The sequence below is a fragment of the Geobacter sp. DSM 9736 genome, assembly GCF_900187405.1.
In the GTDB taxonomy this organism is placed as follows: Bacteria; Desulfobacterota; Desulfuromonadia; order Geobacterales; family Geobacteraceae; genus DSM-9736.
This window is the reverse complement of the sequence record NZ_LT896716.1, coordinates 1,518,963-1,540,671: the sequence shown is the minus strand read 5'-3', so window position 1 is coordinate 1,540,671 and position 21,709 is coordinate 1,518,963. Positions and strand designations below refer to the sequence as shown.

Genomic DNA, 21,709 nt, shown 5'->3' with positions numbered 1-21,709 from the left:
TATGGCGAATCCGTCTTCCACAGCCGGCGTCATTCTCGCGGGGGGGCGTTCCTCCCGGATGGGTAGCAACAAAGCGCTCCTCCCGTACCGGGGGGGGCGCTTCATAGAAGCCATTTATAGGCAGTTCTGCGAGATATTCCCCGAGGTTCTCGTAGTGACCAACTCGCCGGAGCAGTACGATTTTCTTCCGTGCAGGAAAGTTGCAGATCTCCATACTGGAGGAGGGGCGCTGGCGGGCGTCCATGCGGGGCTCTTCCATGCCGCAGCTTCTGCCGCTTTTGTCGTCGCCTGCGACATGCCGTATCTCAACCCGAACCTGGTAAGGCACATGGCGGGGCTTACCGGGGAGGCGGACGTGGTGGTCGCAGAAAGCCCCCACGGTGTAGAGCCGCTCCATGCCATCTACGGCAAGAACTGCCTGGAAGCTATGGATTCAGCCCTCCTCTCGGGCAGACGCCGCATCGTTTCCTTCTTTACCGGATTAAAGGTACGGACGGTGCCCAGGGCGGAAGTTGCCCGTTTCGATCCGGATTTCCTCTCCTTCAGCAACATCAATACTCCCGAGGAGTATTACCGGTTGAGGCAGGCGGAGCGGGCGGAAATCGCAATGCCTGCCTCTGCCCGGATGTGAAGCGACAATGCAGTTGCGTCCGCTTGAGCTGGGGATATTGTTGTTGAAGAATACGGCTATTTCTGCATAATAGCAGAAACTCTATATCCAGCTGGCATCCGCCCTACCGTGAATGCCGCACTCACCTTCCAAGCGATAAATGACAATTTGCCATACATACCATAACGGGGCATTCGAGCGGCACGAGCGGCCGGTGGTGGAGGAATTTCCCCTCGTGCTCCACGTTAACGGCCGCGAGATGGCCACCCTTATCGCTTCCCCCCATGACCTCCGCTTCCTTGTCGCCGGATTTCTTCGGCTACAGGGTTTCGTTGAGCGGGTCGAGGACTTCCACGTGCTGTCTGTCTGTGAGGATGTTGGCGTGGCGAATGTCCGGATACGGGGGGAGATCCCCGAGCGGCTGAAGCCCGTGCTGACGAGCGGTTGCGGCACCGGGATCACCTTCAACCTTCCTGCCGCCGCTCAGTTTGCCGTTGACGGCACTGCTTCAGTCGATCCGGAAGCTGTGTTCATTCTTGCCGATGCACTGGCCAAGCGGACCGAGGGGTACCGGGCCCACGGAGGAATACACTCGGCGGCGGTGGGAGAGAAAGACGGAACCCTGGTCCTGTTCGCGGAGGATATCGGACGGCACAACACCCTGGACAGGATCGCCGGCGAGGCGCTTCTGAAGAAGATCGACCTGCGGGGGAAGCTGCTCGTCACATCGGGGAGGATCTCCTCCGAAATGGCCGCCAAGGCTTCTCTTCTCGGACTCCTCCTCATCGCCTCCCGTACCTCGCCTACTGACAAGGCCGTGCAGCTCTGCGAGCAGGCCGGAATTACCCTTGTCGGGTATGTAAGGGGGGGGAAATACACTGTCTATGCGGGTTGTGAACGCCTGGTCCTCGGAGCGCCTGCTGTAGACGATGCAGCATGCCAGCGGATACCGGGAGTCACGGGAGTCATTCTGGCGGGAGGCTCCTCTTCGCGCATGGGGAGTAACAAGGCACTTCTGCCTTACGGCAATGCAACTCTTATCGAGACCCTTCACCGGCAACTCGACCGCCTATTCGACGAGGTGATCGTTGTGACGAATTCTCCCGAAGAGTACGCTTTCCTGCCGTGTCGCAAGGTGCCCGACCTGTCTGCCGAAAGGGGAGTACTCGCCGGCATACACGCCGGGGCAGTACAGGCCTCCTGCGACAAGGTCTTCGTCGTTGCTTGCGACATGCCGTTTCTCAATCCACATCTCATCCGGCACATGGTATCGATGGCGGGATCGCGGGATGCCGTCATTCCTTGCTCAGCCACCGGCTGCGAACCGCTGCATGCCCTCTATACCCGTGCGGCTGTCAAGAAACTCGAAGAATTCCTGGTATCCGGACCCAGAAAAATGATGGAGGTTATCGGCCTGCTGAACACCAGTCTGGTTTCTTCCGAAGATGTCGCCCGTTTCGATCCGGCATACCGCTCTTTTCTCAACATCAACACGCCGGAGGAATATTCCAGGCTCGTAGAGGCATGTGGGCAGGGTGAGGGGGGAGCCATTGAGTCTCCGTGATAACTGCGGGAGAAAGATCAATTATCTGCGTCTTTCGATAACCGACCGCTGCAACCTTCGCTGCACATACTGCATGCCTGCCGGCGGCGTGACCAAGCTTTTCCACTCGGACATACTCAGCTACGAGGAGCTGGTTTCCGTGGCTGAAGCTGCTGTGGCCATCGGCATCGAAAAGATCCGTGTAACCGGGGGTGAGCCCCTCGTGCGTCGCGGAGTTTGCAGCTTCCTTTCCAAGCTGTCCCGTATCGAGGGTCTGCGGCAGTTGGTGCTAACAACAAACGGGCTTCTTCTGGAGGAGATGGCGGGGGACTTGAAGGAGGCAGGGGTGCAGAGGCTCAATATCAGCCTTGATTCGCTCCGCCCCGAGGTCTTTGCCCATATCACCAGGGGAGGGGATCTGTCCCGTGTCCTGGCCGGTATCTCTGCCGCCGGGCGGGCCGGTTTTCCCCTGAAGATCAACATGGTGGTCATGCGGGGTGTGAATGACGGAGAGTTGGCTGACTTTGCCGCGCTGACGTTGGAGCGTCCCTGTACCGTCAGGTTCATCGAATACATGCCGGCGGCGCGGACAGACAATGTCGGTTCTCTTCTGTTACCCGGAGACAGGATTCTGGCAGAGCTCTCCTCGCGATTTTCCCTTGAGCCGGTGGAGCGGGGAGACCTGGGCGGGCCTGCCCGTGAATTTCGGATAAAGGGGGGGCGCGGAGCCCTCGGTATTATTACCCCCATCTCCCGCCATTTCTGCGACGATTGCAATCGGATCAGGGTAACTTCCGCCGGCGTTGCCCGAAGCTGCCTGTTCGGCACCGATTCCGTCGACCTCAAGCCGTTCCTGCATGCGGAGGACCGGTGCGGGCTCGATGGCGCCCTCCGCCGCCTCGTCAGCATCAAAGGTCGGGGCCACTGTATCGGCAGCGACGCAATCAGTCATTCTCCCTTTGCGATGTCCGGTATCGGGGGATAAAGGAGATTTTTGTGGCACAAGTCGTAGCGGTATCGGTAAGCGAGCGGAAGGGGGAGCGCAAGCACCCCGTCGCAGAGGTAGTTTTGCAGGAAGACCACGGGATAGTGGGCGATGCTCACGCCGGGCCGGGTGATCGCCAGGTAAGCCTTCTCGCCAGCGAGAGCATCGACAAGATGCGGTGTCTGGGCCTGGAAGTCTCCTCGGGCGATTTCGCGGAAAATATTACGACCGAAGGGTTAGACCTGCCAGGACTTCAGGTCGGCACACTTCTTCAGGTAGGGGAAGCTCTTCTCCAGGTAACCCGAATCGGCAAGGAATGCCATGCCCGCTGTGCCATCTATTACCAGGCAGGTGATTGCGTCATGCCACGAGAAGGCATTTTCGCGCGCGTTCTTGCGGGGGGCGTGGTCAGGCCTTCCGATCCCCTCACAGTAGTTCCCCCTTCAGCCGGGTATCCACTGAATACCCTCACCGAGTAACTTCCCAATTCCCTGCTGTTTCCCGTACGTCCAGCGCCGGGTAACCATTTTACACGGGTTCGCCGGAGCGCTTCCGTCTCTTCCCTCCTGAAGCACTCACAACCACTCCACCAACCTAACTAATTAAAATGGTCTTCTAATTGCTTTTTACAATATGCCAAATAATTAATAAAAAGCCATTGTGACCGAATAATCTACCTGAAGCTGTGATTATTCCGGTTTGCTGCCTGCCAGATCAGCTCTTCAATTGCGCCTTTTAGCAGTATTCACCATTGTTTCAGTGTTAAAACACGGCCTCCCTCCGTTCCCCGCCGTGCACCAAAATTCTTGATGACATCGTCTCCAGTCTTTGTTGACTCATGCGGGGAGGAAATAAGTGAAAATCTTGCGCTACTGGCTGAAAAGCCGCCTCTGGCTCTTTGTGCTTGCGGTCCTGTTACTGTCTGCTGGAGTCGGCTTTGCACTGGAATGCTATGATTGCCACGGCACCAGGATCTCGCCATCCTCCGGTGACTACCGTCCCCTTGATGCCTCCTCTCGTGATACGTCGACGGGCGGTTTTCCCGGAAATCACCGCTCGCATCTCTCCCCCCCTTCTTCTCCGTCGGAATGCGAAAAATGCCACCCAGGCAGCGCCGCGTACACCGCCGGCCACCGCGACGGTGTCATCAGTCTTGCATTCAGCATCAACTCTTCCCCCGCCATCGGTAGCTACAGGGGTGGAGCGGTACAGTTCACGCAGAGTTCTGTACGCTCCAGGGGCTATGAATTCGGCACCTGCTCGAACGTGAACTGTCACTTCGAAACCACCTCGCCGGCATGGGGGGGCGCGCCACTCGGTGCGCCTTCGTCGGAAACCTGCATGACCTGCCACGGTTTTCCTCCAGCTGGGGGAGGGGGAGGAACCGCCGGGAGTCATGAGAAGCACGAGAGCTACTTCGCCGGGGGATGCGGGAAATGCCATTCAGACCATGCCGCCGCCGAGAGCCCATTTGCCCACGCTACGAGTGCGGGCAGCCGCGGCATCCAGGTCCGGCCCAGGAGCCCTGAGGGTATACCGGAGGGATCTTATTCCGGTTCCGGCGATAATTATCTTCCGAGCCAGAGCGAAAGCCGGGCTTTCGGAAACTGCTCCGACATCTACTGTCACAGCAGCGGTGCTCCTTTCGACAAAGAGAATAAGTACCGGACAGTCCTGTGGGGCTCGGGCGAACTCGGCTGTAACGGCTGCCACGGCAACTCTGACAGTACCGACGAACTGAGCGGCAGACACGGCAAACATGCCGGCGGCGCAACCTATGCTTTCTCCTGCGACAGGTGCCACAATGAAACGGCATCAGGCAGCAGCGCCATAAATGACAGAACATTGCACGTGAACGAGGCGAAGGATGTGGCCCTGAAGGGTGGCGGAAATTACGGACAGGACCGTACCTGTACCAACCTTTACTGCCATAGCGATGCCATGAATCGTCCTCCTGCAGTGGAGGTAAAATGGTCCGATACGACCCCGCTTCAGTGCGACGGCTGTCACCGGGGGACCAGCGCCAACTTCCGTCCCATGACCTCCAATGGGCACAGCCGCCTGGTGGGCTCCCAATGGATCCGTAAGTATCCATGCACCTATTGTCATGCGGGAACTGTTGCGTCGATTCCCGTTTCAGGAAAACCCCCAGTAGACGGCGGGATTGTCCCGGGCCGTCACGTCAACGGTTCCTACAGTTCCAGCAGGCACGTCAACGGGGCGCGGGACGTCTTGATCAACGACTTCTGGAAAATAACCGGTGACCGCAAAAGCTACGCCCCTCCCACCTACAACACCTCCACCAAGGTCTGCGACAACGTATACTGCCACAGTGACGGTACGACCGATCCCGAGCCGACGAGGGATTTTCCCTGGAACTGGCGCAAAGCAGACGGATCACGCATAGCCACCGAATGCAACAGCTGTCACGGCCATGCCCGCGGTTCGTGCGCCGACTGCCACGACGGGCGCCGAAAGTTCATTCTCGACAACCGATCCACTGTTCTTTCGGTACAGGTAGATTGGGAGAAGGGTGAGGAGTGGAAGTCGGCGATGCCTATGTTCGCAAACGAGGGAACAGGCAGGCCCCGCGCCAATTCCCACTCCAGGCACCTCGCCACCGACTTCAGCTGCGATGAATGCCATCGCACTACAATCGCCTATGGGGGTGACTGCAAGGCATGTCACCAGGCGCTCTCAGGCTCCATGGGGGAGGTGTCGCACCTCAACCCCCTGTTCCATGTCAACAAGCTGCGGGACGTGACCTTCAAGCAGAGCGGTCCCGCCGGCAAGAACGGTACCTACAACCAGGGAAACAAGACCTGTTCCGGCACCGCCTGCCATACCGGAGCCGATCCGGCATGGGGCGCTTCGGTCAAGAGCGAGGTCATATGCCTCTCGTGCCACGGCACCTATACAGCCCGGGATTTCGACGACTTCGGAAATGTGAACAAGCTGAAGGCCCAGATCAACCTGAGCGAATGGAAGCGTACCGGCCACGGACGGACCATGAGCAACTACTCCTCCGGAAACCCACCGGCGAACTTCCCCCTCAACCCCTGCTGGTACTGCCACGACAACAGAATCCTTCACAATGACGGCGGAAATCCTTTCCGTCTCAGGCTCCATAACCAGTTCAGCAACCGTTTCGATAAAGAGTGCGTCTTTTGCCACATGACCGGCAACGACGGCGAATGCATGGGGTGCCACAACAATGCTGGATCTCTTGCTCCCCAGTTGCTGAACATAACTACAGCGTCTCATCCACATACCTCATATACGAACGGCGCCACCTCCTGCGTGCTCGTCTGCCACGGCACCGACGCCACACAGCACAAGACGAACGCCGGAACCTGGACTGCGGAGCAGAAGGAGGATGTGAAAAACCAGTACATGATGATGGGGGTCTGTCTCCAGTGTCATGATGACGACAGCAACGACAAGTGCAACGGCTGCCATGACGGTTCGAACCCGAAATACCGGCTCGGTTTCGACCCCGGCACCGGGTACCGCAAGCCGGTAAAGGCGAAGGCTTCTTCCGTTCATTTCGGTTACAAACATTACAAGGGATTTCTTGCTTCCGGTGGATGGGAGAAGGACGCCAACGGCAAGGTGCGAGGCATTTGGAAAGGTGGGAAATTCTGCTGGGACTGCCATGACCCCCACGGCGACACGAACCTCTACATGATTCAGGATTACGTTGCGACCGAAACCGACGGCCGGCACGGGATACCCAGCCCGGGGAAAAGGAAGAAGGTCGTCTTCGTCCAGAAGAATACCGGAGCCGACTATGCAAAGTCCAACGGGACAATCGACGGCATCTGCAACGTCTGCCACCAGACGGGGAGCCAGCACTATCGCCAGGACGGCGGGGACGGCCATAACAGCAGCTATGTGTGCACCCGATGCCACGAGCACAAGTTCACCGACAGCCACGGAGGCCGGGGAAGCACCTGCGGGACCTGCCATAAGAGCAAGCCGGTACCCCGCCACTCCGGCTTCGGCCTTCCCCGTGATTGCACGAAGTGCCATGCAGGGGATCTCAACGCACGCGTGGATGTGATGGGGCAATTCCGAGGGAAGTCCCACCACGTTCAGGGCATCCCGGCCAACAACAAGCACTGCTACGAGTGTCACTGGGAGGCAACGGAGCTCGGTCTCATAGATATCCAGTATCACGAAGGGTACAACTACAAGAACTACACAACCGTGCGGGATGCGAAAGTGGACCTCGTCATCTACGGTCCGAAGGTACGTCCGCAGTCGTACCGGCTCTACTCCTCCTCGGAAGGACGTGCCTCGGCGGTCCAGTTCACTGCGTCCAAAGTGAGCAGCCCGGACATATACGTGGAGAGGAAGGAAGTGGCGAAGATAACCAATACCTGCCTCGGCTGCCACAGCGATGAGAATAACGACACGACTCCCTTCGACGATTGCAAGACACCTCGCCAGTACGCGTGGGACCGTCAGAGCATCGCGGCCCGATACGCACAGAAGCAGGTGACGAGATGGGGCAAGTATTCATCGACAAGCGTCAACGCCAAGTTCAAATTGACCAAGGCTTTCTCCGCCCACGGCAATGCAGCCGCCAATCAGGGTGGCTGGAACTCCTCGACAGGCACTGATTCGGGGCTTTCCGACACCCGGAAGGGATTTCCGGGAATGAGCAGCGCACGGCAGGGGGTTCAGTGCTTCGACTGCCACAACTCCCACGGCAATACGAAGGCCATCGGAGTCACCTCCAGCTACGTCAGCTACAGCGGTCTGCGAAACGGCGGCAACCTCAAGGAAGTCACCGCAGGCAAAGGCGGTTACAAAGTGACCTATTTCGCCAAAGGCAAGGCTGCCGGCGACGGAGTTGTCAATCCCTACACAACGGCTGCGGGCCAATGTTTCGATTGCCATATGACCGAGAAGAAGGGCGACGATAACAGCACCGGCACGCCGTGGGGCTACAACTCCACATTTGGAGCTACACAGCCGATCAAGGGGTACCGGGACGGCTATCGCTTCGGCGACCGGAACAGCGACCCTTACAAACTGGGTATGCCGCTGAAGACAGCAAAGCCGATAATGGGGGGACATTTCAAGGCCACTAACGGAGGCCTGAAGAAACCTGTCATGGGCGCCATCGAAGGTCTCTGCACGCCGTGCCACGACCCTCACGGGGTGAGCCCCACTCTTGAGGGACTGCAGAGCTATGCGGTTCCGCTTCTCAAGGATACGTGGCTCTCCTCTCCGTACAAGGAGGACTACCCGGCACCCAATCCCCGCGGAACGAATTCCATCGCCGAAAAGTCGTGGGGGACGCCGAAGTATCAAGGCCGCAAATACCCGAACCCCGATCCGGAAGTTAAATACAGCCTCGACCGGAACACCTTCGGAACCACGGCGGGTACACCGAAGAAAATGGTCGAGGATGACCAGGCCTTCGCTGGACTCTGTCTCCGGTGCCATCCCCGCACCGCCCTCCTCGGCAACTACACCGGGGCTGCCGGAACCGCAACGGGGGCGAACAAGGCCGAGTGGAAAAGCGTGGAGCGGGTTCATGCGGCGGTAAAAGGGTGGGGGACAAACAAGGAACACGCAAATCCCTGCTCCAAGTGCCACCAGCCACACAATTCGAGCCTTCCTAGGTTGATGCAGACCAACTGCCTCGACTACAGACACCGCGGCGATAAGGCGAGCGACGGGATAGCATGGTCATCGCTGAAGGCGCTGAGCTCCAATGGATGGCTCTACTATCGCGACATAAACGACAGCTCTTCCCGAACCCAGCTCCGTGGGTATCCGATCGGCTCCGTCCTCGGGAAGCAATCGACGTCTCCCGAGGCTTCCATCAGCTGTCATGTGAGCAGGTTCAATCTGCCCTTCAGCATCGGCGCTCCCGATTCCGACGGTGTGCCGGCTTCTCCGGTCCCGACGCAATGGCCCAACGAGAACTACTGGAACAATGTGACGCCATGGCCTACACCGCCACCACAATAGGAGCTTCGATATGTTCCGGTTTCCAGATGGAAAATATGAGAGGTGGAGCGAGAAAATGACGGGAATAACCCCTGCTACCATAGTCGGCAGCATCAGGAAGTGTGGATACCGGGATTGGAAGTCGGTTTTGTACCTGCTTCTTGCGGCGGCGCTGATCCTTGCCGGGGCACTTCCGGCGGCCGCTCTCAACGGGGGGGACGAGGTCTGGAAGGTACGCGACCGAAAGGCCGGAAAGCAGCATCCGGCCGCCTCCGCCGTCGATTCCGGAGGCAATGTCATCGTTACGGGCTTTCACCTTTCTCCCGGGGGGAGTGACGAGGAGTTCTACACTATCAAGGTGCGCCCCGACGGGACCATCGCGTGGCGCGGGACCTATGCAAGATCCGGGTTCAAGGCACGCGCCGTGGCGCTCGCCCTCGACAGCGAAAACAATGTCTACGTCACCGGAACGACGGTAGGAGCCAACAACACCGACGTCGTCACCATCCGGTATGACGCGGTGCAGAACACACAGGATGCCGTAGCCGCCTGGACGAAGATATTCGACGGGGGCATCATGGATTCGGCCTCTTCAATTGCCGTTCATGGGGACTCTCTCTTCGTTGGGGGTTCCAGCCGGTACAACGGGTCCGAAAGCTTCCTCGTCCTCAAATACGGCAAGAACGGGACTCTGTCATGGCAGATACCGAACGCTGGAACGGTCACGGTGGGCAAAGTATCGTCGCTGGCGGCAGGTACGGGTGGGGTCGCGGTGACGGGGCAGACCTGGAGCGGAAACGACCTTCATCTGAAAACGGTGATGTACGATGCAGCAGGACAGGCTGTGCTGTGGCAGACGTCGGTCCAGGCTCCGGGAGAATTCCAGCGCGATGACTCCGGCCTCTTCATAAAACTCGATTCGCTGGGGCATGCAGTTGTCGCCGGATCTGTGGCCAACGGTGCCGACCAGGACATGCATACGGTGAAATACTGCGCAAGCTCCCTCCCTCCGTGCACGGGGAAGAACCCCGGCGATATTCTCTGGTCCCATACCTTCGACGGCGGTTCGGAAGACGAACCCGCAGCATTGGCGATAGATTCCACTACGGATGACGTCTTCGTCACCGGCCGCACCTATCGTAGCGATACCGGCCGCTTTCATGCCCATACCGTTCGCTACCGCTCGGCTCCTTCGAATCCCCAGACAGCATGGGAGGGGGGCGGGGTTCTTTTCAGCTCCGGGGATGACAACACGGACATCCCGACTGCCATGGCGGTCGACGAAAGCGATGCTCTGTTCGTGGTCGGGTACACCGAAGATGCTTCCGCCAACTCCGACTTCCGGATAATAAAGTACCGCAAGAGCAACGGTGCGCAGCTGTGGACGCGCACTTTCAGCGGCACGGCCGCCCGTGACGACAGGGCAGTGGGCGTCGCTTCGGACCCCGTTAACCCGGAGCGATTTTATGTCACGGGATATGCCGACGAAACGACCCCGCTGGAGGGGCTTTCCGCTGTTTCGGCCGGGACGGCCAAAGCGGAGAAGAGAGTCGTTGACGGCACTAGAATGTGGTCCGTCAACAGGTGGACCAACTATTACGTGATGATGACGAGCGGAGCCAACGAGGGATCGTTCCGCCCCATCCTCGGTAACGATGCGACGAGCCTTACCGTCGCCTACCCCTTCGACTTCGATATAGCTGCCGGCGACGGTTACTACATCTATGACAACGACGACCTGGATTTCCATGTGGTCACCTACGCGAAAGGAGCACTCAACGCTCCTACCCTTCTCAGCGCTACCCCTGCATCCAACACGGAAATATCGCTGACCTGGCAGGACAATAACGCAACTGCTCCTTCGTTTCGGGTGGAGCGGTGTACAGAGGGGGCGGACCACCTGACCGGGTGCGATTTCGACAACCCGGACAAAACTCTGGTTCTGGATGTGGGGAACGTCACGACCAAGACCGACGGAGGACTGATACCCGGCCGTTACTACTATTACCGTGTGAAGGCTTACGATGCCAACGGAGAAACCCACCCCAGCAATACCGCACATGCGGTCACGCAGTACCTGAACCTGCGTACGCCCGGTGCCTCCGAAGTATTCACGTACGCCGGCATCGCGGAAAATGATGATTATGCTCTTTCGGTGGCAACGGGGCCGGACGGCAATCCCGTAGTGACCGGCAAGAGTTTCTTCGACCCGGGCGGAGTCGATTACTACACCCTGAAGCTTAGCCGGGAGGACCTGAGAAACAAACTTTGGAGTCAGCGATACGATGATTCACAGAGCCAGGAAGATGCGGCAATGTGTCTGGCGGTGGACAGGAACAACCAGATCATCGTCTCCGGCTATGCCTACATGAATAATGCTGCAGCCGGCAAGTACATGAACTCCATCTATACCATCAAGTACAAGGCCGACGCTGCGCCAGAGCCTGAGATAGACCCCGACCTTATCGATGAATGGTCCCACCAGTACAATGGTCCCGGCGCAACCGACGACCGTCCAGTCTCCATCGCTTCAGCCACCAGCCTGTCCGGCGCCGTAGCGGTGGTCGGATTCGGCATGCATTCCAGTACCAATTTCTCTCTCGGTCACGACATTTACCTGATCCATTATCCGGCAGGCGGTCCTGCGGCGGCGGGATTCTGGACCGCGCTACCCATAGACAAGGGAGAAAACGACGAGCCGACCGCTGTGACCTTCGATCCGGCAGGAAACGTGATCATCACCGGGTTCATGAAACGCACGGGCACCCGCAGCGACTACGACATCTACACTGCCAAGTTCTGCGGAAGCATCTCATCGGGCTGCCCCCAGGGAAAAAACCCGGGGGATCTTATCTGGGAGGCTATGTACGACGGCCGTGAAGATGGTGGAATCGGGGGCCTGCTAAACCGGGACGATCAGGCCAACGACGTGGCGGCAGACGAAGCTGGAAACATCTACGTAACCGGCTACAGGACAAACGCCGACGGGAACTGGGACTACATAACTGTCAAATATGACGCTTCCGGCGTGAAACAGTGGGATCTTCCGTATGACGGTCCGGCCGGAGGAGACGACGAGGCGGTTACCGTCAAGGTGGACCCGGGCAACGGCGAGGTAGTTGTCGGCGGCAACAGGTTGACCGATCCGGGCAACAACGATTTCCATGTGGTGAGATATTCGCCGGCCGGTTCGATGGTCTGGGCGAGGCCGGTACTTCGCAACACCTCCGACGATGACATGATCGAAATGGCCATCGACGGCTCCGGAAGCGTCTTTGTTACCGGCACAACCACGAGCGGCGGGAGCGATACCGAAATCCTCACCGTCAAGATCGATCGATCCGGGACCCTACTCGGTGACGGCACGATGTTCAAGACGGTCGGCCGAGAAGACAAGTCTTACGACGTGACGACCAACTACCTGGGAGAAGCTTTCGTCGCCGGAATTACCCGTAACGGTCTTTCGAATGCCGATTATGTCGTAGTAAAAATTGCAGGGGACGCCGTCGTAGGCCCGTATCCGTTGGAAGCTGTTCCCGGCTATGCCTCGGTCACCCTGTCCTGGCCCCCCGTTGCCGTAACGAAAGGTGGGATTTACCACCTCCAGCGGCAGGAGGGAGCGTGCGAGAACAATGTGAATTTACCGACCGCGCTTCCGGATCAGGCCGGTTCTGTCACCAGCTACGCCGATACCGACCCGGTGCTTCGCCAGCAGACTGCGTACTGTTACTCGATACGCCATGACAACGGCGGCGTGCTCTCGCCGTGGGTCCGGACAACAGTCGTGACAGCTACTCCGCCTGCTCCGACCCCGGTCACTGCTGCGGCTTCGGGAACTGCAAAGGTAACCTTGGTATGGACTCCCGCAGCTACCGGCCACACCGGGTTCGAAATCTGGCGTTGCATGGATTCCTCTCCATCCGCCGCCTGTTCCGATTTTACGCTGCTCCAGGCGGTTTCCGGCACGGCTGCGGTTTACGATGATGAGTCTGTCTGCCCCGGATCTACCTACCGTTACAAGGTGCGCACGACCGGCCCCGGGTGGACTTCACTCTTTTCGGAGACTGTCGGTGCCGTCCCGCCGACGGTGGACAATATCGTGGGCGATCCGGGATTCGAGGCGCCGGACCCTTTCGCTGCAGGCCAGGGTATAGGTTGGACCTACGTCGGAGGTTCGGTGGCCACGGACATAACCTTTGACCCTGCCGTTTACCATGGCGGCGCCAGGAGCCTTGGCATCGATGCAGTAGGAACGGCATCCCAGTCTGGGATAAAGCAGTACGTTCTGTTTGCGCCGGGTGGAAAGTACCGTCTCTCTGCCTGGATGAAATCCGCAGCTGCTGCAGGGAAGGTTAAGTGCGATTCGCTGGACGGCTCCAGTTTTTCCATCGCCAATTCCGGTACGACCACAGGGTGGGAAGAGGTGACCCAGAGCCTCGCCGTCACCACCAGCGTTCCCGTTACCGGATCCCGTCTCCGGTGCTTCGCTCTTGCAGGCGCCCAGGGATACCTGGACGACCTGCAACTGAGCCCTGTGTATGACCTCACAGCGACCCGCGTATCTGAAGCGCGTATCGATATCGCATGGGTGGACAGTGCATTCGATGAGACCGGGTACAAAATCGAGAGGTGCGCCGATTCCGAGGGGAATACCCCTTGCGGGAATTTTGTCCAGGTGACGACTGTCGGCGCGAATGTCACGTCGTACCGTGACGGCGGCCTTGCTCCTGGAACCACGTTCCGCTACAGGATACGCCCCTATAAAACATTTTCGCAGGTTTGCAGCGGTACGCCCGGATGGGACGGAGCCTTTTCCAATACAGCCTTCGCCTCGACGACCACCTCTTCTCCGGTGTTGACCGCCTCGGCGCCGGGTACCACCCATGTGAGCCTCTCCTGGACTGACCCGACTCTCACTGAAACAGAGTTCCAGGTCGTCCGGTGCACGGGAAGCACGTGCAACATGACCCCACTCGATCCGGGATTTCCCCGCTCGTTAATCTTCAACTCAACCGCCTATGCCGACACTACGGCCTGCAACGGCACGACCTACAACTACTGGGTGAAAGCCGTGAATGAAGGGCTTTCGATGGACGGTGACGGCCGCTGGACGCGAAGGATTCCGGTCAGCGTTGCCAATCCGTTGGCGAACCATCAGACGAAGCTGGTGGTACCGTACCAAACGGGAATGAACACCGATTTTTCCGACATCCGTCTGTATAACGAGACGTTGAAGGTGGAGGTCCCATACTGGGTGGAAAGCATGTCGCCGGGGGCTTCAGGTTCCGCAACGATATGGTTCAAAATGCCCAGTATCGGGGATTCCATCTATCTCTATTACGGCAATTCAAGTGCTGCTGCGCCCAATGGTTCCGGTTCATCCGTTTTCGACTTCTTCGATGATTTCAACGGATCCAGCCTCGGCCAGTGGAGTGTGTCGATTAACGGGGCAGCTACGGCAGTAGTGTCCGGTGGAGTTGTGACTCTCGACAGTACCGCCAATCCGGCCAAGACCAGCTACCTCACCATTTCTAAGGCGATGACGCCCCCCTACCGGGTGGAAGCGCGCATCAACAACACTTCGGCGTACCTGGGGCAGGGCCTCATCCGCAATCGCATGCTTACCTCGGGCATCGGCACCGATACAGGTATTTTCGATGTCGGTGGAAATTACCTTCAGGCCTATAATGCGAGCGGCACCACGAAACAGGTGCCCGCCGACCAGTATGTCAGAGTAAGAGCCGACCATCTGGGAGGCACTGCCAATACCTGGAGTATTCACAAGGAGGATGGCACCCAGATCTACTCGACGGCCTATACCGGGACCCCCACAGCGATCCATTTCTCGGAAGGGGACGGCGGAGGGGGCAACGGAAAGATCAGCGTCGACTGGGTCTTTGCACGAAGATATGCACAGGTGGAGCCTGTAGCCACTCTCGGGACGCCCGCTCCTGCCGACAGCAACGATGCCGGATTCGCTTTCGATTTCACCTGGGACGGCCTCTGGAGCAAGCCTGCCGCGGGAGCTGCCCAGCCGGCACCGACGCAGGTGACAACGGCGGCTCTACCGGCAGCCCCAGCCCTCACCTCCGTATCAAGGCGGTCGGAGGCAGAGATAGAGGTCGCCTGGACATTCCCCACCGGTAAGGATCAGGAGGGATTCAAGGTCGATCGCTGCACCGATGCCGAGTGTGCGTCGTTCGTCACTCTTACTGCCGCCAATGCGGATGTCGCCACCGCCACCGCCGGGACATGGAAGTATACCGACAGTGGACTTGCCTTCAATACTACCTACTGGTACCGGGTGAGGGCATACCGAGCGGAAAACGCTGCGTGCAACGGTGGCAAGGGTTTCTGGGAGACGGCGTCCAGCGGAATCCTGAGCGCCACTACCGATTTGACGGCACCCGCTGCGTCGACAGACCCCGCAAAAACCTTTTCCCGCATCACGACCGCCTGCGAGGATGTCCGCATAGTAGACAGCGATGGGAGCACGAAACTCAATTACTACATAGCCGGCAAGGACGACACTCTCTCACAGTGCAACAGGACCGCCACCAAGTTTACCGTAAAACTCGACATCCCGGCCGGTGGCAAAAACCTCAAACTCTACTACGGTAACCTGATGGCTTCCTCTTCGGCGACAACAGGCTCAAACATCTTCGACTTCTTCGACGACTTCGATAACAGCTCCATAGACCAGGGCAAATGGACGGTTACCGACGGGACCGGCTTCAGCGTGGCGGGAAGCAAGCTTCGCGGCACCAATACCACAGGCAGGCTTACCTCTAAATCCTCCTTCGGCCCCGGGTACAGGCTTCAGGCACGGGTCAAGACAGCATTGCTTCCCACCAACGGCTTCGTTCCCCTCGGAGTATTGAACTACTGGTACGAGAATACCGGGTGGCTCATTGCACCGGGTTCGCTGCATTATTCAAACAACAACGCGTATACCAGGATGGCCGATACGACAACGCCCCCTGCGGGCACAGCACTGACCGACGCCATGATCTTCGACGTGGTTTTGAAAAGCACAACTACTGCCGGAATGCTCGTAAACGACATCGAGCAGAATCGCAGCATCACCTACTGGGGCCCCTTGGACCTCACTAAAACCGGGACGGGCATCAACGCGCGGCCGATCGTGCTCGGCCGTCGTTACGACAGCGACAGCTATAACAACCAGACTTACTCGGCCGAGTGGGAATGGCTGCGGGTCAGAAAGCATGCCGCCATGTCTCCTGCCGCCGCGCTCGGTGAAATAGAACCAGCCGGAGCACCCTACACGCTTTCGGGTGAACCCGGATCATGGCGCTTCCGCAGACCGGTTACCGTTACCTATCCCACCGGGAACCCAGCGCTATCCGGGTACCAGTTGGATATCGTGGCGGATACCACGTCACTGGCCACAGACAGGAATACCATCACCTGGACAGATACCACTTCCACGGAGACCGGCTTCGCCATCGAAAGGTGTACGGGTGAACCCTGCGGCAGTTTCACCCTCTTGCCGGCGAGCATTGCGCCCAATCCCGGTGTCGGTCAGTCGGTGAGCTACGTGGACAGGGATCTTCAGCTCGATTCGCCTGCGACTCCGGTAAGGTACTGCTACAGGGTGAAAGCACTGAATCCATCCTGGCCGGAGGGTGGGACGGGCTACAGCGACACCGTGTGCCTCACGACCACGCAACAGGCCGCACCGGCGGCTTTCACGGCTGTGCCAGGCACCTCCCAGGTAGCACTGTCCTGGACCGACAATACCGTAGGAGAAACAGGGTTTAAAGTGGAGCGGTGCAAGGATCCTGATGAAAGCACTGCCTGCAGTCTTGACGATACCGGGGTTACGGCGGTCATACTGGTTCCGCCCAACGATAACGCCCTTTCTACCACTGCCGGCTACTCCGACACGAACCTCTGTTCCGGCATCTACCGCTACCGGATAAGCGCCTACAAAAACAATCCCGACGGCACCTCATGGGTGCTCGGCCCTACGGTCGTTACGGGCGAAACGGTTTCCACCGGGCTGCCGACTGCTCCGCTGAATGTAGTAGCGACGCGCATCTCGGAACAGCAGATCCAGGTTACATGGAAAGATACGACTCCGGATGAGGCCGGATTCGAGGTCTGGCGCTGCTCCGGAGCGGCCGACTGCACCACCTTCGCAAAACTGCCCGTTAGCGTCGCACCGCTGGGGGGCACCGGCGGTACCGTTACGTACAACGACAACTACTTCCTCGTGCCAGGCACTACATACCGGTACATGATCAAGTCGTACACGACAGGCGGGTGCGGCACCATTACCAGCGCACCCAGCCTTCCCAATTCGGCCCCCCCTCCCAACGGCCCCGACCATGCAACGGCGACGGTCAATCCTCCCGCATCCTTTTCCGCTACGGCTTCGAACACCACCCAGGTAGACCTGGCATGGAACGATACCACCATTGCCGAATCCGGTTTCGCCATCAAGCGCTGCCCCAGTCTCCCGGTCGGTGCTCCCGCGTGCTCCACCGCTTATGTAGACGTTGCTACGACAAATGCCGGAGCCGTCTCCTACAGCGACGTTTCCGCCTGCTCCGGCACGACCTATGCCTATCTCCTGGCGCCCGTGGAGCACCCATCCATGCCCTTCGGGAACTCCGGAGGACAGGTGTGGAGGAGCAAGTCTTCCCTTGTGATCACCGATTTCCAGCCAAATTTCCTTACCCAGGTCCGCATCACAAAAGGGGCCGACAAAGATATGCAGGATGATTTCCGTGACATCCGTTTCCTTGACCGTGACAACGGCGTCGAACTCCCGTACTGGATTCAGTCCACGACCGGCACGGGGAGCAGCGCCACGGCAATAGTCTGGTTCAGGACTGGTGGCGGCTCCAACGTAGACCTCTATTACGGGAACCCTTCCGCTACCAGTGCCAGCAACAAGGACGCCGTCTTCGGGACAGGTCTCTCAGGGTACTGGCCTTTTGAAGAGAACGCCGGGACCTTGAGCGGCTCCACTGCAGACAGGAGCGGCAGCGGGAAGAATGCCACTCTCTACGGTTTCGGGTCGGGCAATGGCATTGTCTCCACGGGTCGGTTCGGCAACGGTTTGAAAACCGATGGTGTCAATGACGGCGCTTATGTCGCCGATACCACAGGTTCCGTTTTCGATGTGACGGATCAGGTTTCCATCGAGCTGTGGTATCAGTACCAGAAGAGCCCCGACTGGGCACGGCTGGTCTCCAAGACCACCACTGATGGGGGACAGCCGTGGGAGATGTTCGGCATCTGGCTTGATAACTCCACGGATGCTACCCCGACCAATCCTCAACAGCGGGTATATTTCGGTATCGGTTCGGTCGATTCGCCACCGGTAACAACGACAGCCCCTTACTACCAGACAAGTACCGGGCCCCGGTTGACTCCGGGACAGTGGTACCATCTGGTGGGCAGGTACGATTCGTCCACCGGGAACATTTCGCTATTCGTAAACGGTGTCGAATACGGTTCCGTTACCGTATCCTCCAAGCCGAAGATCGTGGTGAACAACGGCCATTTCTACATGGGGGGGAGAGGCAACAACACGGGGAACTGGAATCCTCTCAAGGGGATCTTCGACGAAGTCCGCTTCTATTCGAGGGCTCTGACAAATGCTGAAATAGCCGCCCGTTATGCCGCAGCGCTCCCCGCCGTAGCGATCGGTGCCAGGACCGGCACTGGGGCTGCGGGCCCATCGGCGTCGGCAACCGTTGTAACGCCTGTTCCGGGAAACCTCGTGGCAAACTCCGATTTCGAGAGTACTTGGACCGGTTGGACCGGTTGGCCCGACTCGACAGGCCTCTCCTCCGACGCAGCTGTCTATGTAAGCGGCAGGGCGAGCCTGAAACAGTCAAAGAACCTGGCGGCCAATACCTCGCGTAACATATACCAGTCTCTGAGCAATCTGAAGCCGGGAGGAAAGTACATACTGACCGGTTACATGAAGGCAGCGCTCGCCGGCGGCGGAAGGGCCTGGTGCGGCCTCGCCAACTGGGCGACGAGCGTGAACTGGGGGAGCGATACGACCCAGTTTCAGATATTGGCTTCAGACGCATCCAAAAACAACCAGGGGTGGATAGGGTTCTCCCAGGAGATCGACCTTCCGCTGACCGCACCCGGGGGGGGCAGCATTTCGCAGCTCAATCTGGAATGCGGAGTTTCCACAACTACGGCGGGAACCCAGACTGCCTGGTTTGATGCCATCCAGCTTGTGCCGAGTCCCCCTGTTCTCCTGACCGCAACGAGATTCTCCGAGTCCTCCATCGACCTCGGTTGGAACGATCTCTTCACCGACAAGACCGGCTTCAATATATACCGCTGCATGGATAGCGGCAGCGAGTGTACTTTCGGGACTACACCATACAAACAGGTGTCGGGCGTTACCTATCGCGACACCGGTCTATCCGTCGGGCAAACCTACAGATATAAAATAGCCGCTTACAAGTCGGTACCGGGCTGTCCCTGGGAAAGCCCGGCAAGCAACACTGCCTACGCTACCACTACCCAGATAGCACCCACGGTCACTGTCCTGCCTTCGACGGCGACGTCGCTGCAGCTTCTCTGGAACAGGACGACGAGCAACGAAACGGGATTCAATATCGAGCGCTGTACGAACAGTAATTGTGAGAACTACGTGCTCGAATATTCCAATGTCTCTCCGTCACGGCTTATCGATTCGAAGCTCAAGGCCCGATTCCCCTTCAACGGCAACCTGAACGATTCTTCCGGCAGCGGCCTCAGCCTCTCGTCGCTGCACAACTATACCCCCACCTACGAGGACGGGGCCCTGGTGAGGAACTCCGTTTACAACCTCCAGAGCCAGACGACCGACATCCTCAATACGGATACCCATACAATCGAATTCGATATCAAATTCCGCTCTACGGTTTGCAGCACCTGCACTTACAAGATATTCGGGTTCAATGCCGGAGGCAGTGACCGCAGCCCCGGTATATGGTTATCAGGAGGAAACCGCATCTTCTGGCGTTACGATCCCGGCAACAAGGGGGTCAACATAGGGGTCGATGCCGATGGTGGGACTCCCTTTACCGTCGGCACATGGTACCGTATCCGCGGAGTCAAGAGCGGGAGCAACTTCAGGATCTATGTAGATGACAGAAAGGTCGCCGACATCAACAGCGTTCCTGCGGTCAAGACGGCCGGACAGGCCATGCTCGAGTTCGGACCCAGTTGGGCCGACATCCTGATCAAGAACTTCAGCATCTACAACAGCAGCGACGACCCCTCCCTGGTGACATTTACCGATAACAGGCTCTGCCCCGATACCTGGTACAACTATCGCGTCTCCGCGGTAAAGCAGGGGGAATGGCAGGGGCCGGCAAGCGACCCGAGGGGGGAGATGACACCGCATTTCGAGCCGCCTGTAAACCTGCTGGCTACCCCTGTTTCCGATGTTCAGGCAGACCTTGCCTGGCAGGCGAACGCACGGAAGGACCAGACCGCCTTCGTGCTTAAGAAATGCATCTGCGTGAATCCAGCTGATGCTTGCACGCAGCAGGAGTGCGGCGATCCGGTGACTATCCCGAACGTGACATCCTACAGCAGCACCGGGCTGATTCCCGAGACAACGTACGCCTATCATGTCGCAGGATGGCGCGCTACCGAATACTGCAATGCCGAACATGGGATCATCTCGGACTACACGAGCATCATGGCGGATCCCGGAACGGGGCAGCCGAAGTTCCCCGTGACCTATTCGGAACGGGCAGGGAACCTGACTGCCACCGCCCTCAATCCGTTCAAGGTTCAGCTGAATTGGTACGATGAATCGAACAACGAGGAGGGCTTCATCGTCGAGACGAAGATATGGAATGGTCGATGGGTGCCTCTGAAAAAGATTTCCGGAATCCAGGGTGAGCACAACCTGATGAAGTTCATCGATACCATCGCCATCGAGCCCCTGAAGAAGTATGTTTACAGGGTGAGGGCGTTCCGGGGGGCAGAGATATCCCCCCCCGGCAACGAGGCCGCGGTCACATACACCTATCCGGGAGGGGGAACCATATCCACAACGCCTTCATTCACTGGTGGAGACAAGAGCACGTGCCCCTGCGACACGGGAAAGATACTAGTAAACGGGGTATGCGCGGTACCATAGCGTTCCATGTAAAGAGCAGCATTTCGTCAGCTCCGAAAGCTGGAATTTTAGGGAGGGGGGGCCGGATGAAGAGGAAATACAGCAGGCCGAAGGTCACGGAGAGTACCTCCTTACATCCCTGCTGATCCGACACCTGGAAGGCATCGAATGTTCAGTCGATGCCTTTCGTTTCTCTGGTCGTTCCCAGGCACGTCAATACGCTGATATAAAACGGCATATTACCAGATAAAAATATGCCGCTTTATCAATACCTGTCCAGGGCATGAATAAGTCCTTAGCGTTAGCGGGAAACATTGTTTTTAGTTAATTAACCTATTGTCTTATTTTATTTGCATGTGCAGAAGTTACAAGAGGTTAACCATGAATTGCGTAATACACATCCTGGCTAGTTGTATTTGAGAAAAATAATGATCTGCCGCTACTAGTGGAAGGGCGCTCTGGCACCGATGATGCTAGTAAATCGCAGCC

General features: G+C 58.3%; 6 protein-coding genes. All 6 read left to right on the top strand.

Annotated features, from left to right (window positions below):
- The first annotated feature begins 1 nt into the window (after position 1).
- The 6 genes from CFB04_RS07030 (at position 2) to CFB04_RS07005 (ending at position 21,241) form a co-directional block, all read left to right on the top strand.
- On the top strand, positions 2-631 hold the full coding sequence (locus tag CFB04_RS07030; protein ID WP_088534612.1) for a molybdenum cofactor guanylyltransferase: 630 nt from the start codon (positions 2-4) through the stop codon (positions 629-631).
- A gap of 139 nt (positions 632-770) precedes the next feature.
- A complete protein-coding gene (gene fdhD / locus CFB04_RS07025) occupies positions 771-2,174 on the top strand; it encodes a formate dehydrogenase accessory sulfurtransferase FdhD (RefSeq protein ID WP_088534611.1) in 1,404 nt (467 codons plus the stop codon).
- Positions 2,161-3,138 (top strand): GTP 3',8-cyclase MoaA, encoded by a 978-nt coding sequence (gene moaA / locus CFB04_RS07020; protein WP_088534610.1) that lies wholly within the window; start codon positions 2,161-2,163, stop codon positions 3,136-3,138. The genes fdhD and moaA overlap by 14 nt, the downstream gene beginning before the upstream one ends.
- 11 nt (positions 3,139-3,149) lie before the next feature.
- Positions 3,150-3,617, top strand: coding sequence for an MOSC domain-containing protein (locus tag CFB04_RS07015; protein WP_088534609.1), 468 nt, complete (start codon positions 3,150-3,152; stop codon positions 3,615-3,617).
- 376 nt (positions 3,618-3,993) lie between these two features.
- On the top strand, positions 3,994-9,126 hold the full coding sequence (locus CFB04_RS07010) for a CxxxxCH/CxxCH domain-containing protein (RefSeq protein WP_088534608.1): 5,133 nt from the start codon (positions 3,994-3,996) through the stop codon (positions 9,124-9,126).
- 10 nt (positions 9,127-9,136) lie between these two features.
- Positions 9,137-21,241 carry a DUF2341 domain-containing protein gene (locus CFB04_RS07005; protein WP_088534607.1) on the top strand — a complete coding sequence of 4,035 codons (12,105 nt, stop codon included), beginning with the start codon at positions 9,137-9,139 and terminating at the stop codon, positions 21,239-21,241.
- Positions 21,242-21,709: the final 468 nt, after the last annotated feature.

Coding starts and splice junctions, on each gene's coding strand:
- CFB04_RS07030 (WP_088534612.1), top strand. CDS start 2: ATGGCGAATCCGTCTTCCACAGCCGGCGTCATTCTCGCGGGGGGGCGT.
- fdhD (WP_088534611.1), top strand. CDS start 771: ATGACAATTTGCCATACATACCATAACGGGGCATTCGAGCGGCACGAG.
- CFB04_RS07005 (WP_088534607.1), top strand. CDS start 9,137: ATGTTCCGGTTTCCAGATGGAAAATATGAGAGGTGGAGCGAGAAAATG.